A 17,392-nucleotide genomic window follows, 5' to 3' on the forward strand; every position below is an offset into this window, starting at 1 on the left:
CATGGCAAAGCCCGAATTCGAGTTCACCCCCGTATCCTCGGTGGACTTCGCACCCTGCAACCCGCACATCGAGGGCCTGTCGGAGGCCATCCTCGCCCGCGACTCGGACAACGACAGCGTCACCCGGGTCCTCAAATTCGAGCCCGGCACGGACACGTCCCCCAACGGCGTCCTGACCCACGATTTCTGGGAAGAAGTGTTTATCTTCGAGGGCTCGTTCGTGGATCAGCGTCTCGGCAAGACCTTCAATGCGGGAGATTGGGCCACCCGTCCGCCGGGGATGGAACACGGTCCGTGGGTCTCGGAGAATGGCGCAAAGATGTTCGAAGTCCGGTACTACACGGATCCGGCACCAGCGGAGCGGAGCAACTGACATGAGCCTGGCACCAGCCTTCACCATCCCCGACGCCATGGGGATGCGCCGCGCCATGGGCCGTTTTCTCACCGGCGTCGCCGTGGTCACCACCCAGCACGAGGACGAGCAATACGGGATGACCATCAGCTCCCTGACCTCCATCAGTCTGGAACCACCCATTCTGATGATCTCCCTGAACTTCGGCACCCGGACCGGCGAAGCACTGCTGGAGAGCGGCAAGTTCGCGGTGTCCATCCTCGGCGCAAAGCAGGAGTCCGTGGCCCGGCGGTTCGCCGTCCGCGGCGGGGACCGCTTCGGCGACGGCGATTTCGACATCACCGACAACGGCCTTCCGGTCATCAAGGGCGCCCTCGCCCAGGCGGACTGCAGCGTGGTGCAGCAGTACGACGTCGGCGATCACCAGGTCTTCTTCGGCCAGGTCACCACGTGCCGGGACCGGGACGGCGAAGTGCTCGCGTTCAAGGCAGGCCGCTTCGGCTCGTTCAGCGACTTCGGCCATGCCGAGATTCCCTGGATGTTCTGAGGAGTAGCGTTTAAACAGGCGGTGCCGGGCTCAACGAGTCCGGCACCGCCTGTTTCTTTGCTACGCGATGGTCAGCTCACCCATGCGGTCCCAGCCGCTGCCCTCGAACTGCCGGCTGATGATGTGGGGCGTCTCCACGAGGGCCTGGGGCATGTCCGCCATGGCCTTCTTGAAGTGGGCGCTGTTGACGTGGGCTTCGGCGGCATCGTCCTGGAAGGCTTCCACCAGGACGAACTCGTTGGGGTTATCCACGCTGCGGGACCAGTCGAACCACAAGTTCCCGGGCTCAGCGCGGGTTGCTTGGGTGAAGTCTCCCACGAGGTCCAGCCAGCGCTCGGACCAGTCGGGCTTGACGTTGAACTTGACCACAATGAAGATCACGGGCTGTTGCCTTTCGTTGCACTACAGAATCCGTTCCATCCTGACAGAGTTTCTGTACAGGAGATGCCCTTAACCGGCCTTCTAAAGGGCGGGAGCTGTACAAAAACTCGACGGCGGCCCGCACCATAGGTGAGGACCGCCGTCGAACGCTGTTTTTAGCGTGGATGTGCTACTTGGATGTGCCCTGCGAAACGGAACCCTGCAGCTGGCGCTGGAAGATCACGTAGACAATGAGCACCGGAATGACGGTGACGCTGACGGCTGCGAACAGCGCGCCATAGTCCACTGCGTAGCCCATCTGGCCGGCGAAGGCCGCGAGTTCCTGGGACAGGACGCGCGGGCCGGCGGCATTGATGGACACCGGAATCAGGAACTGGTTCCAGAGGCCCAGGAAGTTGAAGATGGCAACCGAGGCGAGGCCCGGCTTGGCCATCGGCAACATGACCTGGAAGAAGGTCCGCCACTCCCCTGCGCCGTCAAGGGCTGCTGCTTCGGTGATTTCGTGCGGCAGCGATTTGAAGAAGGAGAAGAGGAAGAACACCGTGAACGGCAGTGCGAAGCCCACGTACACCAGGATCAGGCCCGGCAGGGTGTTCAGCAGTCCCATGTTCTTCAGTACGAAGAACAACGGCACCATGGCAAGGAAGATCGGGAACGTCAGCCCGGCGAGCATCAGGTAGTAGATGGCCCTGCTGCCGCGGAACGTGTACCGGGCCAGGACGTAGGCACACATCGCGCCGAGGACCATGACGATCACCAGGGCGACAGCCACCACCAGCACCGAGTTAAGGAAGGCACTTCCGATGCCGGCCTCACTCCAGGCCTTGATGTAGTTATCCAGCTTCCATTCCGCCGGCAAGGCGAACGGCGAGGCAAAAATCTCGCTGGACGTCTTGAACGATGACATGAACGTCCACAGCAGCGGAAGGATGACGATGAGGGTCCAAATGGTCAGAGCCGTGTGCGAAACGGCTCCCACCACTTTGTCGCCCGTGGTTGTTGCCGGTTTCCGCGGTTGGAAGTGCAGGGACTTCATTTCCGGAGTCGAGAGTTTAGTTGTCATTACAGGCTCACATCCTTGTCGCCGCCGGTGAGCCGGTTGACCACGAACACCAGTCCGGAGAAAATCAGCGTGGCAATGGCGAGGACAACGCCCATGGCGCTGGCGAGACCGAACTGTCCCTTGCTGAAGGCGGTGAAGAACAGTTGCTGCGCCATCACCAGCGTGGAGTTGTCCGGGCCGCCGCCCGAATTCAGCGCGGCCATGTAGACGAACGCGTCAAGGGCCAGGATACCCATGTAGATATAGGCGGTCTGAATGTTGTCGCGGATCAGCGGGATGGTGATGGACATTGCGGTGCGGAAGCGTCCCGCGCCGTCGATCCTGGCGGCTTCGAAAAGCTCGGCAGGAATGCCCTTGATTCCGGCCACGAACAGGACCATGTAGAAGCCAACGAAGCCCCAGACGATCACGAACATGGTGGCGATCATGGCAGTGTTCTTGTCACCCAGCCAGGCGAAGTCCTTGAACTGGTCCAGTCCCATCCCGGTGAGGATGCCGTTCAGCAGGCCACCGGAAGGATCGTAGATCTGCCCCCACATGATGCCGATGGCGATTGCGGGGATGGTGTACGGGAAGAACGAGACAACACGGTAGAAGCTGGAGTTGCGCAGACCCTTGATCTGGCCTTTGCTGCTGCCCCCAACGGTCACCAAGGACGCGAGCACGAGGCTCAGGATGATGGTGATGATCGGGAGGAAGATGACCAGGAGGATGTTGTTTCCCATGGCCTTCATGAAGATGTCGTCCGTGAAGATCTTGCCGTAGTTCTCAAGTCCGATGAAGTTCTGGGTGGGCGAGAACCCGGACCAGTCCGTCAACGAATAACCGAAGGCCTGCACGAACGGCCAAATCACGAACAGGAGATAGATCGCCAGCGGCAGTCCGAGGAAGACCGCGAAGAAACTGACCTTGTCCCACGTCAACGGCTTCCGCCGCCGCCTAATCACTTGCGGTGGAGCCGGCGCCGGAACGACGGCGGCCAGGCCGTCGTCGTTCCGGCTCTGCTGAGTTTTCACTGACGTCACTTCACTTCGATCTTCTTGACCGAGCTGTCGTTGCGGACCTTGTCGGTGATGTTCTGCAGCGCGGAGGTCAGGGTTGCAACGTCCGACTTGCCGTCCAGGAAGGAGTTCCAGACAACCAGCTGGTCCTTGTTGGTGCCGTACAGGTCGATGAAGTTCCAGGTGTAGATGTTCTCACCGGCATCGCTGAGCAGCTTGGTCTGCGAAACCAGCGCCGTGGAACCGAAGCCGTCAGCGGGAACGGTGTCCTTGACGATGGTGGGAGCCAGCTTGGTCTTGGCGAAGTTGGTGGCAGCTTCCTTGGAGAGCATGACCCGGAGCATTTCCTTGCCACCTGCGGCGTTCTTGCCCTGCGTCGGAACAATGAACGGTTCGCCTGCGGCACTGTGCAGGGATTCGTACGGTTTCTTGGGGCTGGAGCTGACGGAGGGAACCGGAGCACCCATCATGCTGAAGCCGGACTTGGTCTGGTCCTTCATTTCGTTTTCGATCCACGAACCTGACGGGTAGAACACGGCCTCCTGGGCGTTGCTCCACTGTGCCTGTGCGGCCGTGAACTGGGTACCGGCGCCACCGGGCTTGAAGAAGCCGGCCTTGACGATCTTGTCCAAAGCGGTGAAAACGGACTGGACGGCCGGGTGCGACCAGCAATCTGCCGTGAGGTTCTCCAGGCCGAGGCGGACGTCGTCGCCGCCTTCCTTGATAGCTGAGGCGATGGCCATTTCCTGGTAGTACGTGGCTGCTTCCTTGCCCCAGAGGAACAGGTACTTGCCCTTGGCCTTGGCTTGCTCGCCGAGCGCGTACATCTCATCCCAGGTCTTGGGAACGGTCCAGCCGTTCTCCTTGAGCAGGGCGTCCGAGTACCAAACAGCGAACACGGTCAGGACGTAGTTCAGTGCTGCAAGCTTGCCGTCGAACGTGCCCGGAGCCAGTACGCCTGTGTACAGGGTGTCCTTGATGACCTTGCCTTCAAGGTTCTTGGCCTCCACAACGCTGGTGAGGTCCTCGAGCTGGGCAAGGATGGTGCTGAAGCCGATGGACTTCGCGCCGGAGTTGTCGATCAGGTCCGGCGGGTTGCCACCGACGAAGCGCGGCTGGAGCTCCTGGGCGATGTCCGTGGACGGGGAAATCTTGGCCGTGGAACCTTCATGCGTCTTCTCGAAGGTCTTGCCTGCGAACTCGACGTAGTCGATCCCGTAGCCGCCCTTGAAGATCACGGCGTCTACTGTGGACTTGTCTGCCATGCCGAATGGGTTGGTGTCAGAGACGGTGCCTGTGGGGCCGGCGGTGGTGGTGCCGCCACCTGCGGCGCATGAAGCAATGGTTCCCCCCATGGGCACGAGCACGGCTGCAGCGAGTGCTCCGCGCAGGAATCCACGGCGACCGACGGACTGGTGCTGAACGTTCATTTCTAAACCCTCCAGTGACTCGTAGTGTCGACTGTTGCGGCGGGAAAGCCGTTCAGTCAGACAGTCTGGGTTGGCGCTCTGGCAGCACCAACCTTCTGTGACATAATTCACCACGAATGATCGAAAATCAATATTTCGCGGCAGTTTCGATCAACATTTGTCAAAGCGTGATCTTTCTACGGGCCTTCGGCGAGGGCCTTCCCGCACTCCGTGATGGCCTCCCTGGCCAAAGCCTTCTGCCCCTCGGATCCCAGTCGTTCCGCCCATTGATCGGCCAATTGGAACTCCACCATGGCTTCAGTGAGCCGCTTTTTACCGCTAAGAAACGTGCCGAGGCTAACGTGCAAAGCAATCATCCAGCGCTTGGTTCGCTCATCACGGGCTGTCGAGGCATATTCGAGGGCACTTCGCATCCAGACCTCGGCGTGCGCGGCATCCGCGAGCGAGAGCATGTGCAGTGCATCGACGGCCAGGAATTCCTCACCAAGGTGGTCCCCCAACTCGGCGGCCTGCTCCAGAAGGGGAACGGCCATGGCGGGGCGTCCGCCGGCATTCAAAACCCGTCCGCGCTCCAGGAGGATGCGCACGCCCACGGTGGGCTCGTCGTCGTCGATGTCATCCAGAAGCGCATCGGCTTCCTCGAACCGGCCTTGCAAACTGATGGCCCGCCCAAGCTGGGTTGCCAACTCATCGCGTTCGTCGGCGTCGTACATTTCCTCGATCATCGCGGCGCGGAATCTGGCTTCCGAGGCAGCAGGATCGCGAAAGTTCCATAGGTGGTCCAGTGTTTTCTGATCCAGCATCAAACCGCTCCTGACCAGCCCGCAGCTGAGGTCGTTAGGTATGCAGTATCAATCTAGCCCCATGTCAGCGCCGTGGGGAGGGTGTGCGCGGGCGTGTCAGTTGCCCTGCGGTTTTGCGAGCCGCGCCCAGCCGAGTTGCTCCTGCTGCTTGCGGCTCAACGTGGCCACCACCAGGTCATAGGAGTCCTCCACCATGTCCCGCACCATGTGGTCGGACAGGGTTCCATCCAGGCGGACACCGTTCCAATGGGTCTTGTTCATGTGCCAGGCACCCGTGATTTCGGGGTTCGCTGCCCTGAGTTGCTCCGCCAACGCGGGCTCGCACTTGAGGCTTACGGACCAGTTGTCCGGATCCATCGTGGAAAGAGCGAACATCTTCGCCTCGTGGCGGGCACCACCGGCGACGGCGGCACGCACCTTGAACACGGACGTCTCGGGTCCGAAGGGGAAGTCTTCGAAAGCGCCGGGAAAGCCCAGGCAGATGTCGCGGAGGGTGGAGACGTCCATGGAGCGAGCCTACTGGTTTGCGGCGGGGCGCGGCCCCGTCTACGCCACGCCCAGGAAGTCCTCCAGCAGCACCACTTCCAGCCCCGCAGCCAACTGGGCCGCGCGGAAAGCAGCGAGGTCGGCCGCGAATTCGGCTCGGAAATGCATGAGCACAATGTCACCCGGGCGCAGGGAGTTCCCCACTTGATAGTCCATCTTCCCCGCGTTGGCCTTGGCTTCCCAGGTGACGATTGCCTTCATGCCCGACGCCGCCACGGCCTGCCGCATCACGTTGGAGTAGGCCCCTCCAGGCGGCCTGAACAGTGTGGGACGGCGGCCGTAGTGCTGGAACGCGTACTCCTGCATTCCCACCATGTCGTTCACCTGCTGCTGGTAACCCCACTGCCGGACCATGTTGATGTTGTGCGTGACCGTATGGTTCTCAATCAGGCTGCCTTGGGCCTTGAAGGCGTTGAAGAAGGCCGGGTTCTCCGCCACGGTGTCCTTGGTGAGGAACAGTGACGCGGGGTAGTCGTACTCCGCCATCAGCTTCACGGATTCCGGCGTCTTAATATTGCCGTCATCGATGGTAAGGAACACCACCGGGTGCTTGGTTTCTATCTTGCTGATCACCGGTGCAAGGCCGCCCACGATCGGCGGGAGCTGGTAGTCCGGGATGAACGTGCGCCGGATGCGCTTGGTGGTGGTGGGCGTCTGGGTCGGCGTCGGTGAAGCGGACGACGTCGGAACCTCGCCTCCGACGCCCAGCGCACCATTCGGCCCCGGCACCTCTGGCGGCCCGGCAGTGCCAGTGGGCGTCAGCACCGGCGTCGAACTTTCAGGTGCAGTACAAGCCGTCAGGCCCGCCACAACGGAAGCGCCGAGTATTCCGAAAGCGGCCCGTCTGCTGGGAGTGGAAAATGGCACCGCAGAATGGCCGCCGAACATGGCTGTCCCCCAAGACTCAAGAAATGATTCAGCTGAAATCTAGCAGATGAATCGGGCCCGGAATCACAAGCCGAAGTGCCAGCCTTCGCGCGCCGGGCAGGAGTTCACTACCACTTCGAGGCCCGCGTCCTTGGCACGCTGGGTAGCTTCGTCATCGAATACGCCCAACTGGAGCCACACGGCCTTGGCGCCGATGGCAATCGCCTGGTCGATCACCGCGCCCACGCGCTGGGAGTTGACGAAGCAGTCAACAACGTCGATGGGATGCCTGGCTGCCGGAATATCTGCCAGGTTCTCATACCCCTTCTCGCCGTGCACGTCCTCGCCCTTGAGATTTACGGGAATGATTTCCATGCCCATCGTGTCCCTGACGTAGAGCGAGACCTCGTACGCGGAACGCCATTGGTTGCTGCTGAGGCCCACGATTGCCCAAGTGCCTTTTGTTCGCATCAGGCGTTCTACGACAGCCGGATCGTTGACATGCATCATTCCCCAAGCCTACTCCGGCTCACCGGCAGGCATCCTGGCCGAATATTCTGCATCTTCCAACGCCGCTGAGGCTGCTGCGCGCCTAGCGGCGACCCTGCTTGAGCCATTTCTTCCACTTGTCCATCACGGCCTGGAACTGTTCTTCGGTGCGCTTCTCAGACACCGGAGGAAGAAGCGGTCCCTGCTTACTGCTGGTCTCGGGCCTTGTCGGCTTTCCGGTGTCGTTTTTTGACGCTTCACCCCTAAGGGCGTCCGCGCCCTGCCGCCTGAGTTGGTTCGCCTTGCCCTGCGGATCCTGGGCTGCGCTCTCAAGTGACTTGTTCGGCTTGGCAGTTCTTGGCTGGGCTGCGCTTGCGTCGGTGCCCGAGTCGGCAGCGCCCGAGTTGGCAGCGCCCGAGTTGGCAGCGCCCGCGTTGGCAGCGCCCGAGTTGGCAGCGCCCGCGTCGGCAGGCTTCGGTGCAGGCACTGCCGGGACGGGCGCCTGTGCCTGTGCCTGTGCCTGTGCCTGTGCCTGTGCCTGTGCCTGTGCCTGTGCAACATTATCGGCGGAAGCCGCCGCAGGCACGGGGATGGACGAAGGTTCCGCGGCAGGTGGAACCGCCGCGGGGTCGGCGGCAGGAGCCGGTTCCGTGGTGACCCGGGGAGCGTCGGGCGACGGCAGTTCGGGTGCCGCGACTGGTGACTGCGGCTGGAAATTGCTGATGAGTTGGTTAATGAAGGGAGGGTTGCGGGTGAAGCCCGAGCTGGCCGCGGCGACGCCGCTCACCCCGAGTCCCATTGCAGCCACTACCGCGATGCTGACCACTGCGGTCCGGTGCTTGTGCCGCCAACGACGCTTGGACAGTTCATCGTGCGGGCCGGCGATCATGGCAGCGAGCTCCGGGCGGGGAGCGGGAGCCGGAAGGTTGGCAAAGGTACCCAGCGACACCAGCGCTTGGTGGAGGTCTGAAGCGTCGGCGAGATCGGCGTCGAGCAGGAGCTCGTCCACGATCGCTTCGCGTTCTGTATCCCTGTATGTCATGGCGACACATATTCCTTTACTGCCGAATGCTCACGGAGCGTAATGAGGGCCCGGCGCTGTAATTGCTTGACCGCGCCAGCGGATTTCCCCATGATGTCGGCTACCTGTTCAACCGTCAGGCCGGCCACGATGCGGAGATGCAGGACCTCCCGTTGGTCGTCGCCCAGGTTGTCCAGAAGCGCCGCAACCTCATATGGCGCCAGCCTGGATAAAGCTTCGGCCTCTGCAGAGCTCGATTCGCGCGTATCCCGTTCGGGCTCGAACTCGTGCTGTATCGGCGCCCGGTTTTGCTTCCGGTGCTCATCCACCATGCGTGCATGGGCCACCGAGAAGATGAAAGTCCGCAGTCCATTGACACCACCGCTGAGCTCGTCGAGCCGCGGCAACACCGCCAGGAACACGTCCTGTGTACTTGCTTCAGGATCGGGCACGCCTTTGGCTGTCAGATATCCGAGGACCTGGCCCGCGTAGGCCTGGTAGACGGCGCTGAACAGTTCCGCGGTATTGCCCTTGAGCGCGTGAAGCGCTTCGTCGGTCAATGCGTCGGTCACAATGGTGGGACTTTCGATCGGCGGCAGGTCCGTGGCTTTCGGCCAGGTCACCCGCCTTTGCACGACGGAGGACCTCACCAAGGGTAGCTGCTCTGCCGGGCCATCCCCAGGGAGGACCCGCTTGTCCGGGAAAATCTGATCGGGCAAACTGCTCCGGACAAGGAAGAGCCGAGCTGGAACATGATGGGGGACAAATTCCAGCTCGGCCCTTTCACAGACGTAATCGACGAGGCACGCCAAAGGGTTACGCGGGGTACAAAGTTTTTTGAAAACTTTTTTTGAGGGCTGTTCCGGCTTCCCCGCATCACGTTCTGGATGGGCTGTGTCCGGGTAGTGGCGGGGCTTTGGATTGGTAGGTGTGTCCGGTGGGTGTGCTGATGTTCAGGGTGTCGGCGGGCATGGTTGCTGCGGGCAGGGCTTCTGCGGTCCAGCCGGGGTTTTCTTTGGTGTGGTTGCAGGCTTCGCAGAGGCCTGCGCCGTTGTCCAAGGTGGTGGTTCCGCCTAAGTGCCAGGGCACGATGTGGTCGATGTGCCGGATGGGCGCGTCGCAGTACGGCGTCCGGCAGGTATGGTCCCGGGTTTGGATGAATCGCCGGTGTCGGTGCGGGAAGAGCCGGGCTTTGGAGTCCATGGCCATCAGTTCCCCGCTCCCGGGTGCGGTGTAGAGCCGCCGGACCCAGACCGTGAAGTCCTGCTCCTTCGCCGGCGCCGGCGCATTGCCCGTCGCTGTTGTCCGAGCCGGCGAGGACTCTAGGCCTGCCGGGACTCCCTGGTTGGCCGAAGGGGCGCGCTGCGGTGACCGGCGCTGTCCTGTTGGTCGCTGGCCTGCTGGCCACTGTCCTGCTGGTCGCTGCCCATGTTCCTGTCCCTGTCCAGGTCCTCGGGGCTCTCCCGCCCCGATCAGGGTCCTGGCCCACTGCGCGGGGACGATGCCGTAGCCGTGGAGCCGGGCCGGTTCGGCATCGCCTTGGAACAGGGTCCGGTCCGTCATGACGAGCTGGAGTTCAACCCCGGCTACCGCGCCGGGTGTGCCGGTGAGGCGTTCGGCCAGGGTGTCGGCCATGACCTGGCCACGGCCCCGGGGATCACCACTGGCACGGGCAGCATCAGCAGCACGGGTCAACGCCGCATAGGCCGCGACGCCCTGGCCCACCGGCAGCAGCGCGGTCAGATACGTCATGGTGTCCGGCGCCGGACGCAGACTCACCATCCGCTCCGTCGCGGCATGACTGGCCCGCTGCGCCACCGACCGCGGATCACGACGGTACGCAGCCGCTTTCACGGCAGCGACCAAGGCCCGGTCACCGAAACCGTCGAAAGTCCCAGCATCAGCGGCGAGCTCGGCATCCACCGCGGCCCGGTCCTCCACCGACAAACACGCAGTCTCCTTCACCAGCAGCGTCGCCCGCCACTCGTTCAACTGGCCCGAGTTCAACGCCGCCAGGGTGCGCGGCATCTCCGTGACCAGGGCCTTGGCCAGGCCCAACAACCTCGAGCCCCGGTTGGGTGATTCCCGCCGTGCCAACGCCACCTGCGCACCGACACCCTTGCCACGCTCCGCTACGGCACCCCGGCCTCGGCCTGCTCAGCCCGCTGCGCCAGATCAAACGCCACAGCAATCTGCGCCTGCACCCCGGCGATGGCCGACTTCATCTCCTCCAACACCCGCAACTGACCAATCAAATCACCACTGATGGTCCCAGCCTGATCCACCCCTTGAGACAAAGCAGGACGAGGCACAGCAGACAACGCCGTCTTCGCTTGCCTCTCCCGGATCTGCTTCATACCCCCAACTCTCGCAGGAGGCACAGACATTATTAGACCCTCCGCTCTGGGCTGTGGGAAACCTTTCCGTGCGGCCCTGGAGCTTGGATCGAATGTCCCTATGAGTGCGACGGCCCCCTGGCAGGAAGCTACTCCGGCGCGTCCGTGGGGGCTTCGTATCCTTCGGGAATCATCGGCACTGCGGCATCCAGTGCTCCGGTATAGACGCGCGCGGAGCCAAGGCGGCCATCCTCACCGCTTAGTTTCACGTGCAACCTTTTCGCGGTGACAACGGGCACCTGGTGAACGCGTCGGTTGCCCACCGTCTTCCCCTCAGCAAGCCCCGCTCCGGCAAGGCCCGCCCCACCAAGGCCCGCTCCGGCACCGCCGTCATCAGCAACAACCCCATCACCAAACACCGCGTGCTGAGTGATCCGCTGCCCCGAGCTCAGGTCCTCCACGAGCTCCAGGTGGTTGAAGGTCACCGCAGCCGGGAAACTCAGGGTGGCTCCGCCGTCGTGATGTTCAACAGTGGCCTCAACCGTGCCGGAGAGGCGACGGTCCAGCTCGGCCTTCCACTCCTTTAGCCTCGCGACATCCCGCTCCGGAATCAGCCCACGTGTGTCCGGCGGAAGGTTCAGCAGGAGATTCGCACCCATTCCCACCGACTGGTAGTAAATAGCGAGCAGGTGTTCGGTGGATTTGGGCTCGTCGTCCGGGTGCCAGAACCAACCGCGGCGGAGGGAAACATCGCATTCCGGCGGCAGATAGTGTTCGGCCTCCAGCCCGGAGCTGGAATCCGTGTATTGGGTGTCGGACGTGCGATCCACCACGTAGTTCACGGGGTCCGACGCCAGTCCGTTCTCATTGCCTACCCAGCGGATGGTGGGCTGGCCCATGTTGAAGATCATGGCGTCAGGCTGGTGCTCCTTAACAACAGCGATGATCCGTTCCCAGTCATACTCCCGGCCCACAGACCCGGCACCGTCGAACCACAATTCCATGACCTGGCCATAACCGGTGCAGAGTTCCGTGAGCTGCTGGACGTAGAAGTCGTCGTAGGCTGCGGGATCGCTGTAACAGTCGGCGTTCCGATCCCAAGGTGACAGGTAGAGCCCCAGCCCTACGCCCTGCTCTTCGCAGGCCTCGGCAACGTCGCGAACAACATCGCCTGAACCACCGCGCCACGGCGAGGACGCGACGGAGTAGTCAGTTGTTGCCGTGGGCCAGAGGCAGAATCCGTCGTGGTGCTTGGCAGTGAGGACCAAATACCTCGCGCCCGCCTCCTTGGCCGCCCGGGCCCAGCTGACGGCGTCGAGTTCTGTCGGGTTAAAAGTCGACGGCGGAATGGTGCCGTCGCTCCACTCCTTGCCGGCAAAGGTATTGATGCCGAAATGGATGAAGGCGCCGAATTCGAGTTGCTGCCAGCGGAACTGCGCGGGTGTGGGCGTCAGATGGGTCATTTGGCGGCTTCCTGTTCGTGGATCAACCACTGTGCGGTGCGGATGATTGCTTGATCGCCGTGCTCGGTGCGTAGCCCCGCGATGTCGGATCGTGTCACAGCCGCCCCCTCAAAGAGGCTGACGATCGCGCTTGCCACTCCCCTCAGGGACGGCTCCGACAGTTCCGGCCTGCCCCGCCGGACCACACCTTGTACGTGCGCGGTGTACTGGGCGTAAAAGGACCGCAGAGCACCGGCGGCCTGATCATCCGAGGCGGCCAGCGCCCAGATCTCCACGTGCATCCTCACATCCGCCAACTCCGAGTGCTCGTGAAGCAGCGCGGTGAGCAGACGGTAGGAATCGTCCCGGGACAACGAACCTGACGCGTCTGAACCGAGGTCGAACCCGGCTGTCTCCTCAAGCCGCCGCAGCGAGCGCTCCAGGGCTCGCTCAAGGACAGCGCGAATGAGGTCTGAACGGGCTGGAAAGTAGTGCTGCAGGTGTCCAATCCGCACCCCTGCGGCAGCTGCAAAGTCCCGCATTGCAGCGTTCGCGTTGCCCTTGGTGACCAGCACTTCTTCAGCAGCGTCAAGGAGCGCAGCCTTCCTCAGGGCGCCCTTGCTTTCAGTCATGACCTCAATATTGTCACACCGTGCGATTCGAGTTCCGTGAGTTGGGACGCGGAATCCAGGGTGGATTCGGGGAAGGAAACACCGGGCCGCGCGCCCTCCGCGAGAACTGCGCGCAGCCCCAGCAATCCGCCCAACGCCGTCAGGTGGGCTTGACCTTGTGGGTCCGAAATGACGGCCGTTCGTGTTCCGGCCGGACCTTTCACGTCAACACGGATGTGAGCCGTGCCGCCCGCACCGGGCGAGTACAACAGGGAGCGCCGCAGCGGTGACCACCGTTCCCCGCTACCCCAGCGGAACAGTCCCACCGCACGTGCGGCGAGCAACGCCGTCGTGGACGTATTGGAGCTGAACCCGATCCGGGTTGCCACGGATCCGGCGCCAAGGGTGAGCGGCAAAGTGAACTGTTCAGGCGTGTCGAGCCGTGCCACCTTGGTGCGGTGCCCGGCAATGTCCACCCAGCGCGTGTCGCTTAAGGGACGCACGACGGCGGCCTTACCGCCTTTGCGTACTTCAAAGTCCAGTCCCAGCCGGTCCATGAAGTCCACTGAGTCAACCCCGGCGCGGTCGTTGATGTCGTACCGGATGGCGACGTCAATCTGGTCACCGCCGCCCGCGTCCTGGGCCAAAGCTGCTGCAACGATGTTGATCACGCCGCCCATCCAGCCCGAGCTCAGCAATACAGGAGCAGTTGGCCGAAGGAGGGTTGCCAGAGTAGCTGCCCTGGTGACGCGACTGGTCCAGCGGGTGACGTCGACGTACGGGATCCCGGCGCTGACGGCAGCGCGGAGAACCCTGTCGTCGGGGTCGTTGACGGTGCTGATCACCGCCCTGACCTTGGCGTGGAAGGGTTCCGGCCGGCTGAGGTCCCACCTTTGGAAAGTCACGTTTCCGTTTGCCAGGTGGCTGCCACGGTCCGGGTTCCTGCCCGTGAGAAGCAGCGGCCATTGCGTACCGGCGAGTCCCGTGAGTGCCGTACCGACGGTGCCGTAGCCGCCGACGATCAGCACGGGACCAGTGGAATCAAATTCAAGGAGGTCATTCATGATCTCATCCTAGGTCAAATGACCTAGAAAGTTGCAAACTCGGGAACCCTGTAGCTGCCACGCAACCCGGAGTAGGCTGCAAGCATCTGCCCGGAGCACTACACCTGAGTAAGCAAAAGGAGAGATCATGACCCTTCCTCCCACTCACGAGCCCGAGCCATTCCCCCCGGACCCGGGGCCGGTGCCGCCCCCGGATCCCACCACACCGTTTCCACCCAGCCCCATTCCGGATCCAAACCCCGCCCCCGGGCCCTCACCGGTTCCTGACCCAGGTCCAGTACCACCACACCCTGATCCGACCCACTAGGAAGGATCAATAGTCAGTAGGCTTATGTTTGATCAGGTCGGTTGACCGACGCGAACGAACAGGAGCCCCCATGACGGCACACGAGGAAACAGCGCCCGTTTCCGTCCGCAAGCAACGTAGGCCCAACCCCTGGAAAGACTCCTTGGGCCGAGCCTCCGTGCGGGCAGCGCAGGTCCTGCTCATTCTGACCCTGACGGTGGTGGCGATCTTCGGGCTGCTCCAAATCCGCCTGCTGGTCATCCCGGTGCTCATAGCCCTGATCCTTGCGGCGGCCATAGGGCCGTTCGTCAACATGCTTCGACGGCGCGGCTGGCGAGGCGGCCTGGCCACTGGCGTCGCATTCCTTGGCCTCTTGATGGTGCTCGGCGGAGTCATCACGGTGATCGTCCTGTCGGTGCGCAGCCAGTGGGACGAACTGATCGGCCAGGCCGCAGCCGGCCTTGATGAGTTGGAGAACTTCCTGCTGACCGGGCCGTTTCCGATCGACCGGGAGCAGTTGAACCAGGCCCGTGAAGGGGCCGTGGAGTTTGCCCAGAGCAGTCAGGTGCGTTCCGGGGCGGTTACTGGGTTATCGGTGGTGACCGAGTTCCTTGCCGGCGCCAGCCTGGTGGTAGTGATCCTGTTCTTCTTCCTCAAGGACGGCGCCAAGATCTGGGAGTTCTTCCTGCGACCCTTCACAGGCCTGAGGGAAGCCAAGCTTCGCCGGGTTGGGAAGCGCACCATGGAGGTCCTGGGCGGCTACGTTCGAGGCACAGCGATTGTCGCGTTGGTGGACACGGTAGCGATCGGCACGGTCCTGCTCATCCTCCAAGTCCCGCTGGCCATCCCCCTGGCAATCATCGTTTTCATTGGAGCTTTCATCCCCTTGGTGGGGGCGACGGTCGCCGGGATCCTGGCAGCTTTGGTCGCGCTCGTCGCCAACGGCCCGATCGTGGCGCTGATCGTCGTGATCGCAGTGATCGCCGTCAATCAACTGGAAGGTGACCTCCTTCAACCGGTGGTCATGGGCAAGTCCTTGGAACTGCACGCACTGGTCATCCTGATGGCGCTGACAGCAGGCACCATCCTCGCCGGAATCATCGGCGCCGTGTTGTCGGTTCCCATTGCGGCGGTTGCCTGGGCCATCGTCCAGGTATGGACGGCAGAAGATCCGGACCTGGAACCCATGAATCCGGATCTGCCGCCGGCCAACAGCCAGCCGGCCTAAGGTCGCAAGCGATTATGCCAGCGCCCTCTTGATCAGCTCCACGATCTTTGCCTCGACCTCCGGCGTGATTTCCTTCAGGGCAAACGACGTGGGCCACATGTCGCCGTCGTCGAGCTTGGCGTTTTCTTCGAACCCGAGTGTGGCGTACCGGGCCTTGAACTTGTGGGAGCTTTGGAAGAAGACGATGTTCTTTCCGTCCTTGGCGTAGGCCGGCATCCCGTACCAGGTCTTGGACGTGAGTTCGGGCGCGTGCTCCTTGACGATCGCATGCAGGGCTTCAGCTATGGCCCTGTCCCCTTCGGGCATCTCAGCGATTTTGGCCAGGACGTCAGCTTCACCGTCAGCTTTGCTTGCCTTCTTGCGCGGAGCCTTCTTCAGTTCCTGCGCACGCTCCTTCATCGCCGCGCGCTCTTCCTCCGTGAAGCCGTCGTAGGACTTGGTCTTGTCAGTTGTTCCGGTCTCAGCCATGGTGGGTTCCTTCGTCTCTGCTGCGTGATGGTGCTCTTAACCCAAAGCTACGGCGCCGGCGGGCCGGAAGCTTCTCCGAAACTGCTCAGTTGAGGCTGCGGCGAGTCGAAGGGAAGCCGTCAGCTGACGGCGGTCAGGGCGTCGTCGTAAATCGCCAATGCTTGGCGTACTTCTTCGGGGTTTACGACGGCGGGAGGCACCACGTGCACGCGGTTGTCGGCGATGAAGGGCAACAGTCCGCGGTTGAGCAGTTCCGCTTTGAGCCTCGCCATGAACGCTGCACTGACCGGCGTCCGTGTCTGGCGGTCCTCCACGAGCTCGAGGGCCCAGAACACACCGCGTCCCCGGACTTCACCGATGACGTCATGGCGGGCGGCCAAAGATGCCAGGCCGGGCTCGAGGTGGTCGCGGCCGATCCGGGTGGCGTTCCCTATGATGTCTTCTTCTTCAAAGGCCTCGATCGAGGCAACAATCGAGGCCGCGGCCAGTGGGTGCCCCGAGTAGGTGAGGCCGCCGGGGAAGACACGGTCGTCGAAGGTGGCCGAGATTTCTTTGGAGATGATGACACCGCCTACCGGGACGTAGCCCGAGTTGACGCCCTTGGCGAAGGTGATGAGATCGGGCCTGACATTGAAGGCGTCCAGGGCGAACCAGTCACCCGTGCGTCCGAAACCGGCCATGACCTCGTCCAGGATCAGGACGATTCCATGCTGATCGCAGAGTGCACGGACGCCCTCGAGGTAGCCGGGCGGCGGGAGCAGAATGCCGGCCGTCCCGGGAACCGTTTCGAGGAGCACCGCTGCAACGGATTGCGGCCCTTCCATTTCGATGGTCCGGCGCAGGTGCTGCAAGGCGCGCTCCGCCTCCTGTTCCGGGGTTTCGGCCCAGAACTCGGAGCGGTAAAGGTAGGGCCCGAAGACGTGGACGTGCCCGCGGGAGTATTCGTTGGGGATGCGGCGCCAGTCTCCGGTAGCCACGATGGCTGCGCCGGTGTTGCCGTGGTAGGAGCGGTAGCGGGAGATGACCTTGTCCCGCCCGGTGTGCAAGCGGGCCATGCGGATGGCATTCTCATTGGCATCGGCGCCGCCGTTGGTGAAGAACACCTTCTCCATGTTCGACGGCGAGTGGGCCAGGACCTTCCGGGCCGCCAAGGCGCGGGTGTGGTTGGCGTGCGCGGGAGCAACGGTGGTGAGCGTGTCCAGTTGCTGCTTGATGGCTTCGATGAGGCGCGGGTGCTGGTGGCCTATGTTCGTGTTGACAAGCTGGCTGGAGAAGTCCAGGTACGTCCTGCCCTCGTGGTCCCAGACAGTACTGCCGGAGCCGCCGGCGATGGCGAGGGGGTTCAGCGTTTTCTGGGCTGACCAGGAGTGGAAGACGTTGGCGGTGTCCAGCGCGGCGACCTCCTCGTTGGTGGTGGGAACAGCCAGGGCGGTCCGGGTTGGCGACATTGGAAGGTC

The 17,392-nt window shown here is 62.9% G+C and carries 20 protein-coding genes; 3 read left to right on the forward strand and 17 right to left on the reverse strand.

Features of this window, described 5'->3' with window-relative positions; translation table 11 throughout:
* Position 1 precedes the first annotated feature (1 nt).
* Both RQH14_RS00435 and RQH14_RS00440 read left to right on the forward strand, forming a co-directional pair.
* On the forward strand, positions 2-373 hold the full coding sequence (locus RQH14_RS00435) for a cupin domain-containing protein (RefSeq protein WP_311211377.1): 372 nt from the start codon (positions 2-4) through the stop codon (positions 371-373).
* Between the two features lies 1 nt (position 374).
* Positions 375-899, forward strand: coding sequence for a flavin reductase family protein (locus RQH14_RS00440; RefSeq protein WP_311211378.1), 525 nt, complete (start codon positions 375-377; stop codon positions 897-899).
* Between the two features lie 60 nt (positions 900-959).
* On the opposite strand, the gene RQH14_RS00445 is transcribed toward RQH14_RS00440, so the two are convergent.
* The 15 genes from RQH14_RS00445 to RQH14_RS00515 all read right to left on the reverse strand — a co-directional run bounded on the left by RQH14_RS00445 (position 960) and on the right by RQH14_RS00515 (position 13,953).
* Positions 960-1,280, reverse strand: a complete 321-nt coding sequence (locus tag RQH14_RS00445) for a putative quinol monooxygenase (RefSeq protein ID WP_311211379.1) — start codon at positions 1,278-1,280, stop codon at positions 960-962.
* Between the two features lie 169 nt (positions 1,281-1,449).
* On the reverse strand, positions 1,450-2,343 hold the full coding sequence (locus tag RQH14_RS00450) for a carbohydrate ABC transporter permease (protein ID WP_311211380.1): 894 nt from the start codon (positions 2,341-2,343) through the stop codon (positions 1,450-1,452).
* Complete coding sequence (locus RQH14_RS00455; protein WP_311211381.1) at positions 2,343-3,359, reverse strand: sugar ABC transporter permease; 1,017 nt, start codon at positions 3,357-3,359, stop codon at positions 2,343-2,345. The genes RQH14_RS00450 and RQH14_RS00455 overlap by 1 nt, the downstream gene beginning before the upstream one ends.
* Positions 3,360-3,364: 5 nt before the next feature.
* Positions 3,365-4,774 carry an N-acetylglucosamine/diacetylchitobiose ABC transporter substrate-binding protein gene (gene ngcE / locus RQH14_RS00460; protein WP_311211382.1) on the reverse strand — a complete coding sequence of 470 codons (1,410 nt, stop codon included), beginning with the start codon at positions 4,772-4,774 and terminating at the stop codon, positions 3,365-3,367.
* A gap of 176 nt (positions 4,775-4,950) precedes the next feature.
* Entirely contained in the window at positions 4,951-5,577 is a 627-nt protein-coding gene (locus RQH14_RS00465; RefSeq protein WP_311211383.1) for a hypothetical protein, read from the reverse strand.
* A 96-nt stretch (positions 5,578-5,673) separates the two neighbouring features.
* Positions 5,674-6,084, reverse strand: a complete 411-nt coding sequence (locus RQH14_RS00470; protein ID WP_311211384.1) for an MmcQ/YjbR family DNA-binding protein — start codon at positions 6,082-6,084, stop codon at positions 5,674-5,676.
* Positions 6,085-6,123: 39 nt separating this feature from the next.
* A complete protein-coding gene (locus tag RQH14_RS00475) occupies positions 6,124-7,011 on the reverse strand; it encodes a polysaccharide deacetylase family protein (RefSeq protein WP_396136260.1) in 888 nt (295 codons plus the stop codon).
* Positions 7,012-7,074: 63 nt separating this feature from the next.
* Positions 7,075-7,500 carry a CoA-binding protein gene (locus RQH14_RS00480; RefSeq protein ID WP_311211386.1) on the reverse strand — a complete coding sequence of 142 codons (426 nt, stop codon included), beginning with the start codon at positions 7,498-7,500 and terminating at the stop codon, positions 7,075-7,077.
* Positions 7,501-7,582: 82 nt separating this feature from the next.
* A complete protein-coding gene (locus RQH14_RS00485; protein ID WP_311211387.1) occupies positions 7,583-8,521 on the reverse strand; it encodes a hypothetical protein in 939 nt (312 codons plus the stop codon).
* Positions 8,518-9,072: a sigma-70 family RNA polymerase sigma factor gene (locus RQH14_RS00490; RefSeq protein WP_311211777.1), complete on the reverse strand. Its 555-nt coding sequence runs from the start codon at positions 9,070-9,072 to the stop codon at positions 8,518-8,520. Before RQH14_RS00490 ends, RQH14_RS00485 begins: the two co-directional genes overlap by 4 nt.
* Before the next feature lie 304 nt (positions 9,073-9,376).
* Positions 9,377-10,603, reverse strand: coding sequence for an HNH endonuclease (locus tag RQH14_RS00495; protein WP_311211388.1), 1,227 nt, complete (start codon positions 10,601-10,603; stop codon positions 9,377-9,379).
* 29 nt (positions 10,604-10,632) lie between these two features.
* On the reverse strand, positions 10,633-10,857 hold the full coding sequence (locus RQH14_RS00500) for a hypothetical protein (RefSeq protein WP_311211389.1): 225 nt from the start codon (positions 10,855-10,857) through the stop codon (positions 10,633-10,635).
* A gap of 128 nt (positions 10,858-10,985) precedes the next feature.
* A complete protein-coding gene (locus tag RQH14_RS00505) occupies positions 10,986-12,299 on the reverse strand; it encodes an alpha-L-fucosidase (RefSeq protein ID WP_311211390.1) in 1,314 nt (437 codons plus the stop codon).
* Positions 12,296-12,910, reverse strand: coding sequence for a TetR family transcriptional regulator (locus RQH14_RS00510; RefSeq protein WP_311211391.1), 615 nt, complete (start codon positions 12,908-12,910; stop codon positions 12,296-12,298). Before RQH14_RS00510 ends, RQH14_RS00505 begins: the two co-directional genes overlap by 4 nt.
* On the reverse strand, positions 12,907-13,953 hold the full coding sequence (locus RQH14_RS00515; RefSeq protein WP_311211392.1) for a saccharopine dehydrogenase: 1,047 nt from the start codon (positions 13,951-13,953) through the stop codon (positions 12,907-12,909). Before RQH14_RS00515 ends, RQH14_RS00510 begins: the two co-directional genes overlap by 4 nt.
* 377 nt (positions 13,954-14,330) lie before the next feature.
* Here RQH14_RS00515 and RQH14_RS00520 point away from each other — a divergent pair, with 377 nt between their 5' ends.
* Positions 14,331-15,467, forward strand: a complete 1,137-nt coding sequence (locus RQH14_RS00520) for an AI-2E family transporter (protein ID WP_311211393.1) — start codon at positions 14,331-14,333, stop codon at positions 15,465-15,467.
* Positions 15,468-15,479: 12 nt separating this feature from the next.
* On the opposite strand, the gene RQH14_RS00525 is transcribed toward RQH14_RS00520, so the two are convergent.
* Both RQH14_RS00525 and RQH14_RS00530 read right to left on the reverse strand, forming a co-directional pair.
* Positions 15,480-15,935, reverse strand: a complete 456-nt coding sequence (locus RQH14_RS00525; protein ID WP_311211394.1) for a DUF1801 domain-containing protein — start codon at positions 15,933-15,935, stop codon at positions 15,480-15,482.
* A gap of 119 nt (positions 15,936-16,054) precedes the next feature.
* Positions 16,055-17,383: an aspartate aminotransferase family protein gene (locus RQH14_RS00530; RefSeq protein ID WP_311211395.1), complete on the reverse strand. Its 1,329-nt coding sequence runs from the start codon at positions 17,381-17,383 to the stop codon at positions 16,055-16,057.
* Positions 17,384-17,392 lie beyond the last annotated feature (9 nt).

The organism is Arthrobacter sp. WCS2018Hpa-7, assembly GCF_031843805.1.
Taxonomy (GTDB): Bacteria; Actinomycetota; Actinomycetes; order Actinomycetales; family Micrococcaceae; genus Arthrobacter.

Excerpts from the sequence above, each read along its gene's own strand:
- RQH14_RS00435 (WP_311211377.1), top strand. The coding sequence starts at position 2 with ATGGCAAAGCCCGAATTCGAGTTCACCCCCGTATCCTCGGTGGACTTC.
- RQH14_RS00440 (WP_311211378.1), top strand. The coding sequence starts at position 375 with ATGAGCCTGGCACCAGCCTTCACCATCCCCGACGCCATGGGGATGCGC.
- RQH14_RS00450 (WP_311211380.1), bottom strand. The coding sequence starts at position 2,343 with ATGACAACTAAACTCTCGACTCCGGAAATGAAGTCCCTGCACTTCCAA.
- ngcE (WP_311211382.1), bottom strand. The coding sequence starts at position 4,774 with ATGAACGTTCAGCACCAGTCCGTCGGTCGCCGTGGATTCCTGCGCGGA.
- RQH14_RS00465 (WP_311211383.1), bottom strand. The coding sequence starts at position 5,577 with ATGCTGGATCAGAAAACACTGGACCACCTATGGAACTTTCGCGATCCT.
- RQH14_RS00470 (WP_311211384.1), bottom strand. The coding sequence starts at position 6,084 with ATGGACGTCTCCACCCTCCGCGACATCTGCCTGGGCTTTCCCGGCGCT.
- RQH14_RS00475 (WP_396136260.1), bottom strand. The coding sequence starts at position 7,011 with ATGTTCGGCGGCCATTCTGCGGTGCCATTTTCCACTCCCAGCAGACGG.
- RQH14_RS00480 (WP_311211386.1), bottom strand. The coding sequence starts at position 7,500 with ATGATGCATGTCAACGATCCGGCTGTCGTAGAACGCCTGATGCGAACA.
- RQH14_RS00485 (WP_311211387.1), bottom strand. The coding sequence starts at position 8,521 with ATGACATACAGGGATACAGAACGCGAAGCGATCGTGGACGAGCTCCTG.
- RQH14_RS00500 (WP_311211389.1), bottom strand. The coding sequence starts at position 10,857 with ATGAAGCAGATCCGGGAGAGGCAAGCGAAGACGGCGTTGTCTGCTGTG.
- RQH14_RS00505 (WP_311211390.1), bottom strand. The coding sequence starts at position 12,299 with ATGACCCATCTGACGCCCACACCCGCGCAGTTCCGCTGGCAGCAACTC.
- RQH14_RS00510 (WP_311211391.1), bottom strand. The coding sequence starts at position 12,910 with ATGACTGAAAGCAAGGGCGCCCTGAGGAAGGCTGCGCTCCTTGACGCT.
- RQH14_RS00515 (WP_311211392.1), bottom strand. The coding sequence starts at position 13,953 with ATGAATGACCTCCTTGAATTTGATTCCACTGGTCCCGTGCTGATCGTC.
- RQH14_RS00520 (WP_311211393.1), top strand. The coding sequence starts at position 14,331 with ATGACGGCACACGAGGAAACAGCGCCCGTTTCCGTCCGCAAGCAACGT.
- RQH14_RS00525 (WP_311211394.1), bottom strand. The coding sequence starts at position 15,935 with ATGGCTGAGACCGGAACAACTGACAAGACCAAGTCCTACGACGGCTTC.
- RQH14_RS00530 (WP_311211395.1), bottom strand. The coding sequence starts at position 17,383 with ATGTCGCCAACCCGGACCGCCCTGGCTGTTCCCACCACCAACGAGGAG.